This window comes from Pseudomonas sp. Arb-4-2C (genome assembly GCF_055755015.1).
This window is the reverse complement of the sequence record NZ_CM146899.1, coordinates 2,376,375-2,394,746: the sequence shown is the minus strand read 5'-3', so window position 1 is coordinate 2,394,746 and position 18,372 is coordinate 2,376,375. Positions and strand designations below refer to the sequence as shown.

14 protein-coding genes are annotated in these 18,372 nt (G+C 60.1%); 7 read left to right on the top strand and 7 right to left on the bottom strand.

Going from position 1 to position 18,372, the window contains the following annotated elements; translation table 11 throughout:
* Positions 1-265: 265 nt before the first annotated feature.
* Positions 266-787, bottom strand: coding sequence for a G/U mismatch-specific DNA glycosylase (gene mug, locus AC0J41_RS10660; protein WP_473015494.1), 522 nt, complete (start codon positions 785-787; stop codon positions 266-268).
* Positions 788-873: 86 nt separating this feature from the next.
* On the opposite strand from mug, the gene AC0J41_RS10655 reads away from it, so the two are divergent.
* On the top strand, positions 874-1,818 hold the full coding sequence (locus tag AC0J41_RS10655) for a LysR family transcriptional regulator (protein ID WP_025113307.1): 945 nt from the start codon (positions 874-876) through the stop codon (positions 1,816-1,818).
* A 44-nt stretch (positions 1,819-1,862) separates the two neighbouring features.
* Here AC0J41_RS10655 and AC0J41_RS10650 read toward each other — a convergent pair whose 3' ends face one another.
* Together AC0J41_RS10650 and AC0J41_RS10645 are read right to left on the bottom strand one after the other, a co-directional pair.
* A complete protein-coding gene (locus AC0J41_RS10650; protein WP_025113308.1) occupies positions 1,863-2,114 on the bottom strand; it encodes a DUF2790 domain-containing protein in 252 nt (83 codons plus the stop codon).
* A 329-nt stretch (positions 2,115-2,443) separates the two neighbouring features.
* The gene (locus AC0J41_RS10645) at positions 2,444-2,896 is read right to left on the bottom strand and encodes an Lrp/AsnC family transcriptional regulator (protein WP_025113309.1); all 453 of its coding nucleotides are present in this window, start codon (positions 2,894-2,896) and stop codon (positions 2,444-2,446) included.
* A gap of 180 nt (positions 2,897-3,076) precedes the next feature.
* Here AC0J41_RS10645 and AC0J41_RS10640 point away from each other — a divergent pair, with 180 nt between their 5' ends.
* Both AC0J41_RS10640 and AC0J41_RS10635 read left to right on the top strand, forming a co-directional pair.
* Positions 3,077-3,694 carry a LysE family translocator gene (locus AC0J41_RS10640; protein WP_473015493.1) on the top strand — a complete coding sequence of 206 codons (618 nt, stop codon included), beginning with the start codon at positions 3,077-3,079 and terminating at the stop codon, positions 3,692-3,694.
* A 373-nt stretch (positions 3,695-4,067) separates the two neighbouring features.
* A complete protein-coding gene (locus AC0J41_RS10635; RefSeq protein ID WP_473015492.1) occupies positions 4,068-5,039 on the top strand; it encodes an AraC family transcriptional regulator in 972 nt (323 codons plus the stop codon).
* 272 nt (positions 5,040-5,311) lie between these two features.
* Here AC0J41_RS10635 and AC0J41_RS10630 read toward each other — a convergent pair whose 3' ends face one another.
* Both AC0J41_RS10630 and AC0J41_RS10625 read right to left on the bottom strand, forming a co-directional pair.
* Positions 5,312-7,231: a tyrosine-protein phosphatase gene (locus AC0J41_RS10630; protein WP_473015491.1), complete on the bottom strand. Its 1,920-nt coding sequence runs from the start codon at positions 7,229-7,231 to the stop codon at positions 5,312-5,314.
* 377 nt (positions 7,232-7,608) lie between these two features.
* Positions 7,609-8,052, bottom strand: coding sequence for a carboxymuconolactone decarboxylase family protein (locus AC0J41_RS10625; protein WP_473015490.1), 444 nt, complete (start codon positions 8,050-8,052; stop codon positions 7,609-7,611).
* Positions 8,053-8,363: 311 nt separating this feature from the next.
* Here AC0J41_RS10625 and pdxR point away from each other — a divergent pair, with 311 nt between their 5' ends.
* Both pdxR and AC0J41_RS10615 read left to right on the top strand, forming a co-directional pair.
* The gene (gene pdxR, locus AC0J41_RS10620; RefSeq protein ID WP_473015489.1) at positions 8,364-9,797 is read left to right on the top strand and encodes a MocR-like pyridoxine biosynthesis transcription factor PdxR; all 1,434 of its coding nucleotides are present in this window, start codon (positions 8,364-8,366) and stop codon (positions 9,795-9,797) included.
* A 123-nt stretch (positions 9,798-9,920) separates the two neighbouring features.
* Positions 9,921-10,214 carry a putative quinol monooxygenase gene (locus AC0J41_RS10615; RefSeq protein ID WP_025113315.1) on the top strand — a complete coding sequence of 98 codons (294 nt, stop codon included), beginning with the start codon at positions 9,921-9,923 and terminating at the stop codon, positions 10,212-10,214.
* A gap of 50 nt (positions 10,215-10,264) precedes the next feature.
* Here the strand turns inward: AC0J41_RS10615 and AC0J41_RS10610 are convergent, their stop codons facing one another.
* A complete protein-coding gene (locus AC0J41_RS10610) occupies positions 10,265-11,227 on the bottom strand; it encodes an IS110 family transposase (RefSeq protein WP_473013377.1) in 963 nt (320 codons plus the stop codon).
* Between the two features lie 345 nt (positions 11,228-11,572).
* On the opposite strand from AC0J41_RS10610, the gene AC0J41_RS10605 reads away from it, so the two are divergent.
* Positions 11,573-11,974, top strand: a complete 402-nt coding sequence (locus tag AC0J41_RS10605; RefSeq protein WP_025113316.1) for a cupin domain-containing protein — start codon at positions 11,573-11,575, stop codon at positions 11,972-11,974.
* A 241-nt stretch (positions 11,975-12,215) separates the two neighbouring features.
* Complete coding sequence (locus AC0J41_RS10600) at positions 12,216-12,929, top strand: ATPase (protein ID WP_473015488.1); 714 nt, start codon at positions 12,216-12,218, stop codon at positions 12,927-12,929.
* A 149-nt stretch (positions 12,930-13,078) separates the two neighbouring features.
* Here the strand turns inward: AC0J41_RS10600 and AC0J41_RS10595 are convergent, their stop codons facing one another.
* Positions 13,079-17,974, bottom strand: coding sequence for an NAD-glutamate dehydrogenase (locus AC0J41_RS10595; RefSeq protein ID WP_473015487.1), 4,896 nt, complete (start codon positions 17,972-17,974; stop codon positions 13,079-13,081).
* Positions 17,975-18,372 lie beyond the last annotated feature (398 nt).

Here is an 18,372-nt window from a genome sequence, read left to right as displayed (position 1 = left end):
CACCATTGCCTGTCCGGGTGCCTGTTCAGTTATCAAGTTCCGTGCCAGCCATCATCTAGCCATTACGGATCAAGGGTTTGGCGACGATGCCTTCACGTTTTGGTGTTTTAAACTTCGATAAACAGAAAAAAGTGCGCAAGAAGTTGCGCAGTACTGTGCAACTTCTTGCGCACTTGACTGAAAGGCACGGTTTATAAGGGTTTGAAGGGCGTTAGCGGGTGAAATCGGCGAAGCAGGTGCGCAACTTTTTGCGCAGTTGCGATGCTTATGTTTTCGGCGTAGACGACGCCACTTGCAGTAGACGATAAGCGTCCACCAGTTGCTGAAGATTGAACGCGAGGTTCCTGCCGCTGGGATTGGGCAACACCCACACCCGTGCGCCGCCAAAGGTCTTTGCCTGCGCCCCCCACGCCACGACTTTCTGCTCCGACAACGCGGCATACGCAGGCTTGCCGAGAAACGCCACATAGCGCGGCGCATAGCGGGTGATCTTCTGCTCAAAGCCCATGGCCGCTGCGGCAAACTCTTCCACTGCCACCTGATCCGCCCGCGCCGTCGGCCGCTCGACCACCGCTGTCAATCCGCAACCGAATTGCACAAGCCTGCGATCATCCTCCGCCTGCAGTTCATGCGGGGTGAACCCGGCCAGGTGCAAGGTGCGCCAGAAGCGATTACTGCGCCCGGCAAAATGATGCCCCTGCGCCGCCGCGAGCAACCCCGGATTGATCCCGCAAAACACCACCGAAAGCCCCGGCGCCAGAATGTCCTCAAGCCCTTCACCCGCCATACGCCTGCCCCTCGTTCGCAAACATTTGCAACACCACCCACGGCAAACCCTAGAATGGCTGCCCCATCCACAGAGACAACAACACGATGGACGTTATTCAGACTCTGCGCTGTTTCGTCGCCGTCGCCCAGAGCGGCAGCTTCACCGCTGCAGCCGACGTGCTCGACACCACCACGACCAACGTGTCCAAAGCCGTCTCCAGCCTCGAAGCCCGGCTGCACACGCGCCTGATCAACCGCACCACCCGCCGCCTCGCCCTGACCGAAGCCGGCGTGCGCTACTTGCAGCGCGCCGAAAAAATCCTCGATGACCTGCGCGAAGCTGATGAAGAAGCCGCAACCGCCCAGACCCTGCCGGTCGGGCGTCTGAAGATCCACGCCATGGCCGCCATCGGCAACCACTACGTGATCAACGCCATCGCCCGCTACCGCGAGATTCACCCCTCGGTGATGTTCGACCTGACCCTGAGCAATCGCCTGCCCGACCTGCTCGAAGAAAGCTACGACATGTCGATCGTCCTCGCCCGCGACCTGCCGGATTCCGGCTTCGTCGCGCAACGCCTGGGCACCACCTACAGCATCCTCTGCGCCTCGCCGTCGTACCTCACCAAACGCGGCCACCCCGCAACGCCCGCCGACCTCGCCGCGCATGACTGCCTGCGCATCGTCAACACGGTGATGCCCGCAGAAAACTGGGTATTCGAAGGGCCACAAGGCATGGAAACGCAGAATATCCCCGACTCGCCCTTCCACATCAACACCGCCGACGGCATGGCCACCGCGATCAGAAATGGCATGGGCATTGGCATTCAACCGCTGGCATCGGCCGTCGAAGGATTGGTGGGAGGCACGTTGGTGCGGGTGCTGCCGGAGTACCGCCTGGAGGAATACAACCTGTTCGCGATCTACCCGTCGCGCAAATTCGTCGACGCCAAAATCAAGACCTGGGTGGAGTTCCTGAAAACGGCCATCCCGCAACTGCTGGCGTCCGATGAAGACATGGCCGGGGCCAAAGAACTCGCTGATGCTTAGTGCCGCAGACCTGGAGTGTCGACCCTCCAACGCCTGCACCGACATCAACCGTTAGAACAACCGCTGCCCATCACCTGGTATTGCACGACATGCCGCGCACCGGTCGAGTCGTCATAAGTCATCTGCACCGGCACCGCACCGCACTGGTTAGCCGCATCGGAGATCGACACCACGTGCGCGATGTCCGGTTGAGCGGCAGCGTTGTAGGCCTCGACTTGCGCGGTTTCGTCCGCCGCAAAGGCTTGCGCGCCGATACCGCCGAGGACTAGCAGAAGAACGATTTTTGAAAGCTTCATGATGTTCACCGTCTCGTGGGGAACCGTGTTTGTTCACGGAGTGGAGACGATGTTAGGGGTTGAAGCGGGCGGCAAAAATCGGTCGGCTGGACAAACACTGTGTCCAGAATGGTGATGAATAAAACCTGAGTATCGTGGATGCCCCATTCGCGAGCAGGCTCGCTCCCACAGGTTTTGCGTCTGCCGTAGCGTTCGCGAACACTGCAAAACCCATGTGGGAGCGAGCCTGCTCGCGAAAGCGTCAGCCCAGTCACCGAATAACCCGAAGCTGCCGCAGGCTGCAGAACCGACCCCGCAGTTGCCTATTCAACTTGCTGATACAGCCTCTCTCACAACGGTAACGGCCGATCCTGCACTACGCGCTTCATCACCAGCGTCGAGGTCAGCCGCTGCACATTCGGCAATGTCGAGAGGTACTCGTCATACAGGCGCTGAAACGCCGGCAGATCCTGGGTGATGACGTGCAGCAAATAGTCCGGTTCGCCGAACAACCGTTGTGCATCCACCACCTGAGGTATCTCCACCAGCGCCGCCTCGAACGCGTCCACCGCTTGCCGGTCACCCTCACGCAACGTGGCGAAGACCATCGCCGAGAAGTTCAGCCCCAGCGCGACGGGGTCGAGTTTTGCGCGGTAGCCGAGCAAAACTCCGGACTCTTCCAGCGCCCGCACACGGCGGTGGCATGGCGAAAGGCTCAGGCCCACGCGATCAGCCAGCTCAGTGACCGACAGCCGACCATCCTTTTGCAGCTCAGCAAGAATCTTCCGATCAATTCTGTCCATGCAGTAGAACCTTCCAATCTGTAGCGCCAAGGCGAGTATCTTTGAAAAAATATTCTAGCCTGGTTTGCATATTCTTCCCTCAACCAAAAGTAACCGCGCCGCTGCAACCGGCGCGACACCTGATTGATGGGAAACCAATATGAGCAAAGCAACGCCACATCAACGGCCATGGGTGACGCCATGACCTTCAGCGTATTCGCTGCCTTCTGGGCGGTATCGATTCTGTTTGTGATCACTCCCGGCGCCGATTGGGCCTACGCGATTTCCGCAGGCCTGAAGCACCGCGTCGTGCTCCCCGCCGTGGGCGGTCTGCTCTCCGGGCACTTGCTCGCCACGCTGATCGTCGCGGCCGGGGTCGGCACGCTGCTCGCCGGGCATCCGCTGGCCCTGACGGTGCTGACCATGGCTGGCGCGATTTACCTGCTGTGGCTGGGCGCCAACCTGTTCGCCTGCCCTTCCACTCCGCATGCCGGCGCCAGCCAGACCAGCGACTCATGGACGCGTTGGGCCTTAAAGGGCCTATGCGTCAGCGGGCTGAATCCGAAAGTGTTCCTGTTGTTTCTCGCCCTGCTGCCGCAGTTCACCGACGCCGCCGCGCCGTGGCCCGTGCCGATGCAAATGGTCGCGCTCGGCCTGGTGCATACCGCCAGTTGCGCGGTGATCTACCTGATGGTCGGGTTTGGCTCACAAGCGGTACTGCGCGCCAGGCCTGCAGCGGCGCGCAGGGTCAGCCGTGCTTCGGGGCTGATCATGATTCTGATCGCCCTGGCGCTGCTGATCGAGCAATGGCGAGCCTAACTGCAGCAATCGAATCCGCCAAAATCCATTCCACCTTGCGAGAGTGCCCACAGTATTTCTCTATAGGGGCGAAGTCGGGGCCTGTGCCGAAGTCGAGCTGGAAAGCCTGGAGTTTCGCCTAGCCTGAACTTTTCAATGACTACGGCGAGCTCCAACGCTCTGCAAACAAGTTTCGGGAACGCAGAAAGGGGAAAGATCTATCTTGCGCATCCCCTCCTGGTCGAAAACCGCCATCGACTGCGCTCTTTTTCTGGTCGAAGCGGACCCAACACCCGCGACTCGATTCCCCGTCACAAATCTGTCATCCCCAAACTGCTAACCTCCCCCCACCGCCCCCTTACCCAAGAGCCCCTGACCCAAGGTACCCCCCAAGGTGTCCCCAACCCCACCCCGCCAGAAAATCATCCTGCGCTCCGAAAACCTCCATTCCGAAGACTTCGGCGCCCTCTTCTCCCGTCTCTTTGGCAACCGCCACGCCGACACCCCGCCGATTCCCTCCAACATCATCATCGGCGGCGTCTACGGCAGACACGACGGCGTGAGTTTCCGTCGCATGCATTACCACGGCGATTTCACCGTCACCTTTCCCGACCCGCAGGATGAGATCACTTTCGTGATTCCCACGGCGGGCAAGATTGTGTTCAACCACAGCACGGAATCCGTCGGTGTGGCCCAGGTGGGATTAGCGATCGATAAGGCGGATATCCGCTCAATGCGGTTTCTCGACAATCATGCGCAGCACGGGATTTCGGTGAATCGGGGGCAGTTGACTGAGCGGTTGTCGGCGTTGTTGGGGCGGCCGATTGTGCAGAAGCTTGTGTTTGAGCCGGTGGTGGATCTGCACACGGCGGCGTTTCAGGGGATCAAGGCGTTGATCGATCTGGCGACGGGGACGGAGTTTGATCTGTTGCTCAACAGCGGCACGCTGATGCCGTCGCGGTTACGCGAGATGTTGATTGATGCGGTGCTGGAGGCGTGGCCGCACAATTTTACCGAGGCGTTGCGCCAGCCGGCCCCGAGGGTCGCGCCGCGGCATGTGAAGTTGGCGGTGGAGTTTATTCAGGCGCATCCGGAGCAATTGGTGAGTGGCGTTGAGTTGGCGCGGTTGAGCAATGTCAGTCAGCGGGCGTTGCAGGAGGGGTTTCGGCGGTTTGTCGGGACGTCGATTGTCGCGTATCAGCGTCAGGTGCGGCTGGAGCGGGCTTTCGAGGTGCTGGGGCAACGGCATTCGGCGTCAGTGACGGAGGTTGCGTTGCGCTTTGGGTTCAGTAATGTCGGGCGGTTTTGTCAGTATTTTCAGCAGGCTTATGGGGTGAGTCCGGCGGAGTTGAGGGGACGGGGTTGATGGGTTCATAGGCGGGGATGCCTGTTGAGCTTGCGAAAGCGGGGAGTCAGTTGATGGTGAGGTTGGATGAGATGGCGCCTTCGCGAGCAAGCCCGCTCCCACAAGGAGATTGCATTTCAACTGTGGGAGCGGGCTTGCTCGCGAAAGCGGTGGGTCGGTTGATGGTGAGGTTGGATGAGATGGCACCTTCGCGAGCAAGCCCGCTCCCACAGGGTTTATCTGGTGCTTTGTGAATGGCGGTCGTCCTTGACCTTGCGGTTTTATTCGTACTTTTAGAACGCGTAACTGGCCTTTAGGCTGCCACTGAAACCATGGCTGTCACCACCACCGCTGGCACCGACTTCCGCGCCGACGCTGACGGGGCCGAGGCTGGCCATCAGGTTGACGCCACCAGTAAACTGGTCACGGTTGTCGAACGCGGCGCGTTGTTCGATGTCGAGGCCCAACAAGTGGCCCTGGCTGTTGACGTCGTTGTTGCCCAAGGTGCGCTCGTATCCGACTTGCACGCCCGGTACCAATTGCCAGGCGCCCATCGCCACCGGGGCGAACGCCACGTTAAGGTTGGCGACGGCGCTGCGGCGGGTGGCGGTGTTGTCGTCGACGTCGAGTGACAGTTCGCTGCCCTTCTCTTTGAAGCCCTTCAGGTCGAGGTGGCTGACCCGGAAGCCGAGGCTTGGTTCGAGGATCATGCCGTTGACCGGGGCGCGGTAACCCAGCGCCAGGGTGGCACCGGTGAGGTTGCCGTGGGTGTCGCCCTTGGCCGTGCCGAGGCCGCCACCGAGCTCACGCTTGCTGTCGTAGTCGACGTAACCGGCGCTGGCGTTGGCATCGACGAACAGGCCGCGTTCCAGGCTGATGAAGCCGTAGCGGGCGCCGAGGTTGAAGAAGGTGAAGTCGGTATCAGCCTCGCCACCCGCGCCGCCGACAGTGCCTTTGCTGTAGCCGAATCCGCCGCGCGCGCTGAGTTGTTCGGAAAAGCGCTGGGTGATGCCGACCATCAGGCCCTGGCTGTGTTCATTACTGCTCTCGGCGTGAGACGAGCCGTCGGTGCCGAGGTAACCGGCGAGCGCCGTGGTCCACAGCCGGTATTGGCCGACCGTCAGGTCGGAGCCGCTGGCGTACGGTGCGGCGGCTTGTTCGATCAGCGCGTTCTGGCGCAGCAGGTAGCTGGCGGCGTCAGCGTGAACCTGGCCGCCGACCTGCGATTCGACACCGCCGAGGGTGCCGGCGTCGATGGCCGATTGCAGGTAATAGTTGTAGGCGCTGTAAGTGCCGGACAGGTTGGTGTTCTGCAACTCGCGCAGCAATTCGGCACCGGCGGCCGCGTTGCCGATCAACCCGGCCTGCCCCGGCAGGCTGTTGTACTCGACCAGTTTGCCGCGCAGGACGTAGAGGGTTTCTTGCGACAGGCCGAGGCCTTGTTTGAGGTAGTTGTCCATGCTGCCGTATTCGGCGGTGACTTCATCAAGACCGGCCTGCAAGTAGCTGGCCTGCACGCCGAGCAACGGCGCATAGATCGAGGCCATGCTCGGCGGCAGCGCCTTGAGGGTCGCGGCGACGCGGGCGGCGGTGTAGTCGTTGGTCGCGAGATAGTTGGCCATGATGGTCGCATTGTCGACCCCGGCGATGCTCTGCAACACGGCGGCGGTCCAGCCGGTGCGGTCCTTGCCGGCGGTGCAGTGGAACAGTTGTGCGCCGTCGGTGGTGGCCAGTTCGTTGAACAGCTTGCCGAACTGACCGCGCATCCCCGCGTCGTTGACGAAGGCGCGGTTGGTCTGTTCCATCATGGCGATGGCGTCGGCGGCGCTTTTGAACGATACGGTGGTGATGTTCGCGCCCGAAGTGGTGCTGCCGATGATGTCGATGTTCTGGTAGGTCGCGCCGGTCAGCAAGGTGTCCGGCGTGCCGGCGATTTCGCTCGGGGTGCGCAGGTCGTAGACAGCTTTGATGCCGAGGCTGTTGAGGGTCGCCAGATCCGCTGCCGACGGCGTGATCGCGTTGGAACGGTAGAACACGCCGCCGCGCATCGTGCCGTCGTGGGCCGTGGAATACGCGGTAGTGAGGCCGGCGACATCACGGAAGTTGTCGATGCTTTTCAGCCGTGGCGTGTCGAGCGCGACAGGCTCGGCAGCGTGGGCAGCAGCGATGGACAGGCTCAGAACGGACAGCGAACACACAAGACGTTGAAACACAGTGCAGCCTCATTGGAATTAGCGTTGGGCTGGCTACTATCTGCAATCAAGTGATACCGAATATGACAGAACGACTGCCGAAGGAAATGGCTGCGCGATTGGGCCGTAGGCCGCGCTTTTTGTCCATAAGGAATCAGGTTGCTGCATAAACTTCAGGCCCCCTCTCATCAACCTGTGGGAGCGAGCCTGCTCGCGAAAGCGGTGGACCGGTCAACGCGATGTCGGCTGATGATGTCCCTTCGCGAGCAGACTCACTCCTGCAGGGTTATGTGCTGAATTCAGGGTTGGCGGCTGCTGGAGATCCAGTGTGGGCTTTGCACAGACAAACCGCCCTCGCCAGCAGGCTAGCTCCCACAGGATTTTTTAGTTGGCATTGATCAATGGTCTGCGGGGATCTGGCGAAAACTCACCGCCAGGCGATTCCAGCTGTTGATGGTGCTGACGGCCATGGTCAGGTCCACCAGTTCGGCTTCGTTGAACTGCTCCCGCGCCTGTTGGTAGACGTCGTCCGGCACATGACTTTCCGCCAGCAGCGTCACCGCCTCGGCCCAGGCCAGTGCGGCCCGCTCGCGCAGGTTGAAGAAGCCGCTGTCGCGCCAGACTGCGATGGCGTAAAGACGTCGATCCGTCTCCCCGGCCCGCCGCGCATCCACCGAGTGCATGTCGGTGCAGAACGCACAGCCGTTGAGTTGCGAGGCGCGGATCTTGATCAGGTGCAGCAGCGGCGCCTCGATGCTCAGGCTGCTGGTCAGTGCTTCCAGGGCGATCATCGCTTTCATGGCTTTGGGTGAAGCGCTGTAGTAATCCAGACGCGGGGACATGGGTGAGTCTCGGGCAGCAGAAGAGTGATTTCACGGTAAGCGCTGGTTCGGCAACGTTACAGCCCCAATTCCACGGAAAACCGGTACACCACTGAACTACGGATACACACTGAACCTGTGGGAGCGGGCTTGCTCGCGAAGGCGGTGGGCCAGTCGATTTTTAGTTGCCTGACACGACGCCTTCGCGAGCAAGCCCGCTCCCACAAGTGACGGTGACCAATTCAAGGTATTTGTCGTGCGCAACTACTTCCCGATCAGCAACAGCGGTAATCTGGCCGACACTTCAATCGCCCCCCAGGAGCCCCGTCAGTATGGAACTGCATGTCGTGATCAACGGCCGCAAGGATCTGGCCGGTCAGTTGTATCAGCAACTGCGCGGCGCCATTGAATCCGGGCGCCTGGCCGCGGGCACGCAGTTGCCGCCCAGCCGCCTGCTGGCCGAGCAACTGGGGATTTCGCGCAAGACCATTTCCGACACTTACGCGCAGCTGACGTACGAAAACTTCCTCACCGGCGTCATCGGCAAAGGCACTTACGTCAATGCGCGCTCGACGCCGGTGCAGCGCAAGCAAAGCCATTCCGAACTGGCCAGTTCCGAGGTGATCGAGAGCTGGTGCAACCTGCCGGTATTTCTGCGCCATCCGACGCTGGAAGGCTCGCTGCGCTACGACTTCATCGGCGGCGCCACCAGCAAGGGCCAGTTCCCCCACGATGACTGGCGCCGCTGCGTGTCCCATGCGATGCGGCAGATGGCGGGCTCCAAGGGTTTCTACAGCGTGGCGGAAGGCTTGCCGGCGCTGCGCAATGCGATTGCCCGGCACATCGCGTTTTCCCGTGGAGTGAACTGCCAGGACGAAGACATCGTGGTGTGCAACGGCGCGCAACAGGCGCTGGACCTGATCGCCCGGGTGCTGCTGCGCCCCGGCAGTCTGGTGGCGATGGAAGATCCGGGTTATCCGCCGGCACGGCTGCTGTTCGGCACTCATGGCGCCACCGTGGTCGGGGTGCCGGTGGATGCGGAAGGGATTCAGGTCGAGCACATTCCCGACGGCACGCGGCTGATCTACGTGACACCGTCGCACCAGTTCCCGCTGGGCATGCCGATGAGCCATGCGCGGCGCGAGGCGTTGCTGGCCCGGGCTTACGAACTCGGCGCGATCATCATCGAGGACGACTATGACAGCGAGTTCCGCTACGAGGGCCGGCCGACGGACTCGCTGCACAACCTCGATCAGCGCGGCATCGTCGCTTACGTCGGGACCTTCTCCAAGACCCTGCTGCCGGAGTTACGACTCGGCTACGCGATCCTGCCCCCGGCGATCCTCGAAGCGGTGATCCGCGCCAAGCAACTCACCGACCTGCACGCCTCCACCCTGCCGCAATGGGCGCTGGCCAAGTTCATCGCCGAGGGTTGCCTGCTCAAGCACATCCGCCGCTGCCACACTATTTATGCCCAGCGCCGGGAGCGGATTCTGGCGCGCATGGCGACCGATCTGTCGCCCTGGCTCGACGCGGTGCCGGCCAGCGCGGGTTTTCACATGGCGGTGTTTTGCAAAGTGCCGATCGATCTGCCGCTGGTGATCGACCTGGCGAAAAAGGTCGAGGTCGGGTTGTATTCGATCAATGGTTTCTATCACCAGCAACCGGCGAAAAACGGCCTGTACTTCGGCTTCGGTGCCATCGAGACGCTGGACATCGACATCGCTCTGGATCGCTTGCGCGACATTCTGCAACAAGTCGCGTGAATGATTGGTCTGGGCGATTAACCGCCGATTGGTTATTGGTGATCACGGGGTGCAGGCCTATTCTGCACTGGCGTTATCCCTCAATGAGCAGGATTCGTCCGGCCTGATTCAGGAGTGTGAGCAATGTCCAACGAAGTGATCAACACCGTTGAGGTGCGGGCTGCAGCCGGGCGTTCGGAAGAACTCGGCCGGCAGTTGCAGAAGATTGTCGAAACCCTGCGCGAAACCCCTGGCTGCGATTCCTATATGGTCGACCGCTGCCCCGACGACAGCCACCGCTGGACGGTCAGTGCCCACTGGCAGTCGGAAGCGGCAATGCAGGCGCACTTCAATCGGCCTGAGGCCCAGGGGTTTATCGACTTGATTGACAGTCGGCTGGCCAATAGTGTGGATTTCAACAGTTTCCCTATCGTCTGAACTAACGCCATCGCGAGCAGGCTCGCTCCCACATTTGAATGTGGGAGATTCTATGTTGCAGGGGAACCCTGCAACCTCACATTCGGTTGGTATTCGCTCTGATTTTTCATGAGAGCGAATGCCACTCGGCAGAGCTTGCGGGCGAGGATGACCAAGGCTTGAGTTCTGGCCAGACCTCTTGCCAAGTAGGACTCATAGAACGGTTTCCAAACAGGAGACCGGCAGGCAGCCATTGCGGCATTGTGCGCAAGACGCCTTAACTCTCCATCACCTTTTTTGCTCAGGTGGCGAGGACTGTGCTTTTTCCCTGAGTCCTTTGCCCTCAAGTCCATCCCCAAAAAGGCTATAAAAGCGTCGGCGCTGGCGAAATCACCACGCATAAAAGTGGTAGCCAAGCCCGTGGCCGTCAACTCACCGATCCCTTCAATCGCCTTACAGCGCCGGATATTTTCGGTGATGCCCGCCTCCTCGCTGATTTCGCGCAGCAATTTCTGAATCACCTGTTCAGAGCGTTTGAAGTGTTCCCGCTCTTGGACCGAGAGTTCTTTCAAAAGAGGTTCGCTTGACCAGCTCAGCATGAGGCCAGCGTGGTTTTTTACCAGCTGTGCACGCTTATTAAGCAGGCTTTTCAGCACGGTATAGAGCTGAGGAGGTGGACTCCAGACCCGCAGTCGTTGCTGCTCGCTGGAAAGATAACGCGCCAGCAGGCGCGCATCGCAGGGGTCAGTTTTTGCTCTCTGACCAACACCTTCGCGGTAATGGCTCACCCGGTAAGGGTCCACAATATAAACACGGTGCCCCATGCCGTGAGCCAGCTCAGCCGTATCGAGGTGGTAAAGGCTCGTGGCCTCCAGGGCAATCGAGCTATGAGCAGGTAGGGTCTTGAGCCAGCGGCCAATCGATGCGCGATCGTTGCTGATGAACTGGATATTTTTCAAGTCTTCGCGGTAAACGACGATTTCGGCCTTGGCGACATCGATACCAACTACCGTTGGCGAGGTAAGGATTGTCATGACGAATCCTCGGAGCTAGGGTTTAGGTGCTTGTTGGGGTCTACCGTAGCGCTGGCTTGCCTCTATCGTCGGTTCTACCGATGAATTCTTTATCGGCGCTTTAGGTAGAAGGGGCGGAACGAGAAGTCTCCCACGGTCCGTACTGGCTAGAGTCGGAATCGAGCTTTTAGTCCCGCCCACCCCTTCAAGTCTAAACATACAAGCGAGCCTGCTCGCGATGGCGTATTTGAATGCGCTGATATCCCCCAGATTGGTCACCCGAACTTCCCCAATATTGGCCGTTTGAATGCCTCACTCCGCGGACTACTGTGAAGACCGATTCCTCCACTTCACAGGTGACCCGCCATGAAACTCCTGCACGGCTTCGCCGCCGCCCTCGCCCTCAGCCTTTCCGTTCCAGCCCTGGCTCACGATGCCTCGGAAAAGGTCTCGGTCCTGCAGGACCAGATGCTGAAAAACGTCCCCGGCAAAAAAGCCATGATGATCGAAGTCGACTACAAACCCGGCCAGTCCTCCATCGCCCACAAACACGATGGCACGGCCATGGCGTATGTGCTCGAAGGCGAAGTGACTTCCCAGGTCAAGGGCGAACAAGCGATCACCTACAAGAAGGGTCAGTTCTGGTACGAACCGGCCGGCTCCGAACATCTGGTGTCGAAAAACGCCAGCAAAACCAGGCCAGCGAAGTTGTTGGTGTTCATGGTGCTGTCGCCTGACGAGCAAGTGCTGATCCCATTGAAAAACTGATGGTTGTTTAACCAGCCATAAATAAAAGGCGCAAATCATTGATTCGCGCCTTTTTTATTTCCTGCGGCAATTAATCAATAACGCTTACAGCCAATAAAACTATTGCATGACAGTCATTCAGCAAATTGTCAGGTTGTTTTCAGTTTGGCGGGAGTAGTCTGAGGCCACTGTCGCCGGTTTTATTTAATCAACCCCGACACCTCTGACTTTCCGACTGAAGTTGCTTCACAGGAGACTCACCATGAAACTTGCATTTGCCAGTACATTGGCGATATCGGTTTTAGCCTTGTCCGCCTGTTCTGTTCCTACCGCCCCGACAGCGGTTTCCTCACTCGACACGTTGTTCACCCAGCCGGTCGGCCGCAGCAGCGCCGCCCAGGCCAAAAGCGGTCCCGGTGTCTCACTGGGCGTGGTCTACAGCCCAAGCACCCAGACCAACCGCGAATACCTGCGCGACTATCAGGCCAACGCTGGCACCGGTTTCGGCCAGAGTTTGCTGGTGCAACCGATCCATGACGCCTATGTCGCCACCTCAAAACCGGACATGGCCGTGGATTGGGTGAAAGCCTCGCTGCAACGCCAGTTCGGCTCGGTGACGGTGTACCCGGACATGCAGAGCCTGCGTGCGGCCAACCCGGATGTGGTGGCGATCGTCGACACTCACAGTCAGTTGATGACCTCGCGCAGTTCCGACATCAAGGCGGATGTGAGTGCGGATTTTTATGACGGTGAGTTTAACTATATCGGGACGGCCAAGGGGGCTGAGGCGAAAGAGTTGACGCCGGTGTGGGCGGACTTCAAGCGTTCAGAGGAAATTGTTGCGGATATTAATCAGCAGCAGGAAGTTCAGGTTCGGGCATTGCAGAAGTTTGACCAGTCGCTCAGTAATTTGTTGACCAGGCCGACAGATAAAGTGTCGATGCTCGATACTAAACAAGGTCTTAATGTGCGGTGATAGTTGACCGCTGCCCTCACCCTAACCCTCTCCCCCTTGGGGGAGAGGGCTGGGGTGAGGGGGTAAGATTTAACGGACACAAATAAATCAGCAGAAATAAAAAAGCCCCCGCATCTCACAATGCAGGGGCTTTTTCATTCAACGGCTACTCAAGCAAGCTCAAGCTCCGTAGTCGCTGCAGCAGCAGGCACAACCGCCTGACCGCTCAGCGCCACGTCGTTCAGCTCACGGTTGGCCACCGCGTACATGGCGTAGTCGGTGCCGCTGGCGGCACGGATTTCCACCAGCATGGCGCGCCAACGTTCGATCATGGCTTCGTGCTGACCCATCCACAGCGCCAGACGTGCTTCCACGTCCAGATCGCCGTTACCCGCTTGCAGGACAGCGATGGTGATCGCGCGTTGCTGCCAGTCGACGTCATCACGGAACGCTTCACGGGCCAGGGCCTGCCAGTTGTTTTCAACCGGCAAGGCGCTGATCTGCGAGATGTACCAGGTGATGTCCAGCGCGCTGCCCACGGCGAAATACGCCTTGGCCACTTCGGCTGGATCCTGACCGGTTACATCGGCAGCCTCGATGATCGGCAGCAGCGTGTAGAGGTGGGAAGTCCCCGCCACCATACGCGCCAGCAGTTCCGGTACACCGGCTGCGACGTAAGCCTGATAACGCGCCTGCCAGTTTTCGCGGATTTCGCCGCTCAGCAGTTCGTCCAGCTTCAGACCCAGCTCCTTCAGATGCGGGCCGAAATGCGCGACGTCACGGGCAGCGTTCTGCTCGTTGCGACGGGCACGCAGGAACCAGCGCGTAGCGCGACGGCCCAGACGCATCAGCTCATCCATCAGCTCCAGTTGCACGTCAGCGGAGACCTGATAGTCCAGCGCTTCGATCTGACGGAACCAGTGTGGGAGGTGGAAAATGTCACGCACGATCACGTAAGCGCCCGCCACGTTCGCCGGGGTCATGCCGGTGGACTCTTTGAGTCGCTGAACGAAGGTGATGCCCATGTGGTTGACCAGATCGTTGGCGATCTGGGTGCTGACGATCTCGCGCTTCAGACGGTGACGGCGCATGGCATCGGCGAACTTGCTGACCAGGCTCGGTGGAAACGCGGTTTCCATGTCGCGGGTCAGGTAGTCGTCGTCCGGCACCAGCGAGTCCAGCAGCTGCTGCTTGAGGTCGATCTTGCTGTACGAGATCAGCACCGACAGTTCTGGACGCGTCAGGCCCTTGCCAGTCGCGGCGCGCTCGGTGAGCTGCTCCTCGGTCGGCAGGTACTCGATGGCGCGGTCCAGCTTGCCACGGCCTTCCAGATCGCTCATCAGGCGTTTGTACTCGGCGGCACGCTCGTAGGCACGGCGGGCAGCCAGGGACAGGGCCTGAGTCTGCTTGTAGTTGTTGCCCAGCACCAGACCACCGACTTCGTCGGTCATGCTTGCCAGCAACTGATCGCGTTGCTTGCCCGTCATGTCGCCGGCCTGAACCACTTCGTTCAGCAGGATCTTGATGTTCACTTCGTGGTCGGAGCAGTCCACGCCACCGGCGTTGTCGATGAAGTCGGTGTTGGAACCGCCGCCATTGAGACCGAATTCCACACGACCCAGTTGGGTCATGCCGAGGTTACCGCCCTCGCCCACCACTTTGCAGCGCAGTTCGTTGCCGTTCACGCGCAGTGCATCGTTGGCCTTGTCGCCGACATCGGCGTGGCTTTCGGTGCTGGCCTTGACATAAGTACCGATACCGCCGTTCCACAGCAGATCCACCGGCGCCTTGAGCAAGGCGTTCAGCAGTTCGGTCGGGGTCAGTTTGTCGGCCTTGATGTCGAAGCGTTCCTGCATCTGCGGGGAGATGGCAATGCTCTTCGCGCTGCGCGAGAAGATACCGCCACCTTCGGACATGATGCTGGTGTCGTAGTCGGTCCAGGCCGAACGCGGCAGGTCGAACATGCGCTGACGCTCGACGAAGCTGGTCGCCGGGTTCGGGTTTGGATCGATGAAGATGTGCATGTGGTTGAAAGCCGCGACCAGTTGCAGCTTGTCGGACATCAACAGGCCGTTACCGAACACGTCACCGGCCATGTCACCCACGCCGACCACGGTGATGCTGTCTTCCTGGACATTGATGCCGCGCTCGCGGAAGTGGCGCTGTACGCCAACCCACGCGCCTTTGGCGGTGATGCCCATTTTCTTGTGGTCGTAACCGGCCGAACCACCGGACGCGAATGCGTCACCCAGCCAGAAGCCGTAGTCGATGGCGATGCCGTTGGCGATGTCGGAGAAGGTCGCAGTGCCCTTGTCCGCGGCGACTACCAGGTACGGGTCATCGTCGTCATGACGCACGACGTTGGCCGGCGGCACCAGGGCGCCGTCTTTCAGGTTGTCGGTGATGTCCAGCAGACCCGAAATGAAGATGCGGTAGCAGGCGATGCCCTCGGCCGCGATCTCGTCACGGCTGCCGCCCAATGGCAGGCGACGCGGCAGGAAGCCGCCCTTCGCGCCCACTGGCACGATGACCGAGTTCTTCACTTGCTGGGCTTTTACCAGGCCGAGGACTTCGGTGCGGAAGTCTTCTTCACGATCGGACCAGCGCAGACCACCGCGAGCGACGTTGCCGAAGCGCAGGTGCACGCCTTCGACGCGTGGCGAGTACACAAAGATTTCGAACTTCGGAACCGGCTTCGGCAGCTCAGGGATTGCGTGCGGGTTGAACTTGAAGCTGAAGTACGACTTGTTCTGGCCGTTGGCATCAGTCTGATAGAAGTTGGTACGCAGGGTGGCTTTGATCAGGTCCAGGTAACGACGCAGGATGCGGTCTTCGTTGAGCACCTGAACATCGTCCAGTGCGGTCAGAATCGCTTGTTCCAGACGCTGTTGCTTGTCTTCCAGATCATCGCTGCCCAGCTTGCGCGCCAGGTAGAAACGGGTCTTGAACAACCGGGTCAACTCGCGAGCGATGTCGGTGTGGTTGTTCAGGGTGCTGGCGATGTAACCCAGGTCGAAGCCCAGACGAATCTGCTTCAGGTAACGGGCGTAAGCGCGCAGCAGCGCGACGTCGCGCCATGGCAGACCGGCAGTCAGCACCAGACGGTTGAACGCATCGTTCTCGGCATCGCCACGGACGATGTGGACGAACGCGTCCTGCAGGGTGTCGTTGAGCTGCTGGATGTCGAGGTCCAGGCCTTCGGCAGCGGTGAACGCAAAGTCGTGGATCCAGAACTCGCGGCCGTTGGTGTGACGCAGGCGGTACGGGAATTCACCCAGCACGCGCAGGCCGAGGTTTTCCAGGATCGGCAATACGTCGGACAGCGCCAGCGGGGTGTCGGCGTGGTACAGCTTGCAATGCAACTCGCGCTGACCGGACACCTGACCCAGCGGCTGATAGAAGCTCATCACCAGCGGATTTTTTTCGTTCAGGCTCAGCAAATGCTGCATGTTGACCACGGCCGAATGCGCAGCGAAACGCTCGCGGTAGCCGGCCGGGAAGCCTTTCGGGAAATCCGCCAGCACGTTGGTGCCGTGGGCTTCACCGAAGCTTTCGACGGTCAGTGCAGCGTAGTCGTCCTGCCAGCTGCGGCAGGCCTGTACCACTTCTTTTTCCAGCAGCAGCGGGTCGATGTCGAGGCGGTTCTTCGGATCGACGCGCAGGATCAGCTGTACGCGGGCCAGCACGGACTCGGAGAAGAACGTCCAGAATTCGCAGTCGGTAGCCTTCAGGCGCTCCATCAGGACTTGCTGGATCTTCTGGCGCACTTCGGTGGAATAAATGTCACGCGGCACGTAGGCCAGGCAGTAGCAGAAGCGACCGTACGGGTCTTTGCGCAGGAACACGCGGATCTTGTTGCGTTCCTGGATCTGCACGATCGACATCACGGTGCTGAACAGCTCGTCGACCGGGGTCTGAAACAGGTCGTCACGCGGCAGTACTTCCAGAACCTGCGCCAGTTCCTTGCCCAGGTGAGCCTTGGACTGGAAGCCGGAACGGCGTTCGATTTCTTCGACCTTGCGGCGAATGAACGGGATAACCCGCACGCTCTCGCCATACACCGAGGAGGTGTACAGGCCCATGAAGCGGTGTTCCTTGATGACGTGGCCGTCAGCATCGATTTCGCGGATCGACACGTAGTCCGGGTAAGCCGGACGGTGCACGCGGCTCGGGTGCGCAGCCTTGGCGAACGACAGCAGGGTCGGTTCGCGCAGGTAGTTCACGGCGTAGTCTTCGATGTGACGGTCTTCGTTGGTCAGACCGGTGCGCAGCAGTTTGGTCAGACCGAGGAAGGAGTTCTGGTCGTATTCGATGTGGCCGCCATCGGCCTGATCGACAACGGTGAACTCTTCGTAGCCGAGGAAGGTGAAGTGGTTACCCACCAGCCATTCCAGGAAGCTCTTGATTTCGGTCTTTTCGTCGGCATCGACGGCGAATGCGCTGTTATCGAGCTTGGTGAGGATTTCCTGCACCTTGGCCTTCATCGGCTCGAAATCGGCAACCGCGACGCGCACTTCACCAAGCACCTGTTCCAGCTCTTTGCTCAGCACGTTCAGTTCGGCCGCGTTGGCGCAGCGGTCGATTTCCAGGTACATCAGCGATTCATGTTGCACGCCTTCGCCGGTGCTGCCTTTTGGCAGGATTTCCAGCAACTCGCCCTTGCTGCCACGACGCACGCTGAGCACGGTGGTTTGCAGGGTGTGGATGCTGTAGCCGCGGCGGTTCAGCTCGGTGCGGACCGAGTCGACCAGAAATGGCAGGTCATGGTGCAGGACTTCGACCGCGGTGTGGGTCGACTGCCAGCCATGACGCTCGTAATCGGGGTTGTAGACGCGCACTTGCGGTTGCGCGTGATCGAAGCGCTCAAGCAGGCGCCACGCGGAAAGAGTACAGCCAGCGAGGTCGGAGAGGCGACGTTGGGTCAGCTCGTCCAGGGAAATGATGCCGAAGAATTGTTCAGCGAACAGCGCCACTTGTGGCAGTGCCTGTTCACTGATGTGCTGCGCCAGTGCCGCTTGCAGTTGGTGCTGGAAGTCGGCTTTGCTGGCTGCGGTGAAGAACGCCATCTGTGGTACTCCGCTTAAGCTTGTTATTGATGGAAAGCGTCGCGTGCAACACCCCTTTCGGGGCTTGTGTCGCCCTGTTCCTGATTCTCGGGCAGAGGAAACAGGGGGACAGGTGGGTGAAGCTGGACGAGACACTCAGGTCACATTCACCTTCCATTGAATGGGCATCTGCAAAAACGACTGTCGGGGCTGCCGACAATGTCTTTACGGGTGCTCATCCGTTGCGCAGCTTAATGGGTGCGACAATGTGTCTGCTTGCGGTGCTGCGACATATTCGGTCATTGGCACGTAAACCAAGGCTTTGGCAACGGTAAACACTAGCAGCCACGGCGGAAAATGCTGGTCTGAATGCCCGGCTTTACGGCACATTCGTGCCAGAAACGGCCTTCGCGACGCTA

Excerpts from the sequence above, each read along its gene's own strand:
- mug (WP_473015494.1), bottom strand. The coding sequence starts at position 787 with ATGGCGGGTGAAGGGCTTGAGGACATTCTGGCGCCGGGGCTTTCGGTG.
- AC0J41_RS10655 (WP_025113307.1), top strand. The coding sequence starts at position 874 with ATGGACGTTATTCAGACTCTGCGCTGTTTCGTCGCCGTCGCCCAGAGC.
- AC0J41_RS10650 (WP_025113308.1), bottom strand. The coding sequence starts at position 2,114 with ATGAAGCTTTCAAAAATCGTTCTTCTGCTAGTCCTCGGCGGTATCGGC.
- AC0J41_RS10645 (WP_025113309.1), bottom strand. The coding sequence starts at position 2,896 with ATGGACAGAATTGATCGGAAGATTCTTGCTGAGCTGCAAAAGGATGGT.
- AC0J41_RS10640 (WP_473015493.1), top strand. The coding sequence starts at position 3,077 with ATGACCTTCAGCGTATTCGCTGCCTTCTGGGCGGTATCGATTCTGTTT.
- AC0J41_RS10625 (WP_473015490.1), bottom strand. The coding sequence starts at position 8,052 with ATGTCCCCGCGTCTGGATTACTACAGCGCTTCACCCAAAGCCATGAAA.
- pdxR (WP_473015489.1), top strand. The coding sequence starts at position 8,364 with ATGGAACTGCATGTCGTGATCAACGGCCGCAAGGATCTGGCCGGTCAG.
- AC0J41_RS10615 (WP_025113315.1), top strand. The coding sequence starts at position 9,921 with ATGTCCAACGAAGTGATCAACACCGTTGAGGTGCGGGCTGCAGCCGGG.
- AC0J41_RS10610 (WP_473013377.1), bottom strand. The coding sequence starts at position 11,227 with ATGACAATCCTTACCTCGCCAACGGTAGTTGGTATCGATGTCGCCAAG.
- AC0J41_RS10605 (WP_025113316.1), top strand. The coding sequence starts at position 11,573 with ATGAAACTCCTGCACGGCTTCGCCGCCGCCCTCGCCCTCAGCCTTTCC.
- AC0J41_RS10600 (WP_473015488.1), top strand. The coding sequence starts at position 12,216 with ATGAAACTTGCATTTGCCAGTACATTGGCGATATCGGTTTTAGCCTTG.
- AC0J41_RS10595 (WP_473015487.1), bottom strand. The coding sequence starts at position 17,974 with ATGGCGTTCTTCACCGCAGCCAGCAAAGCCGACTTCCAGCACCAACTG.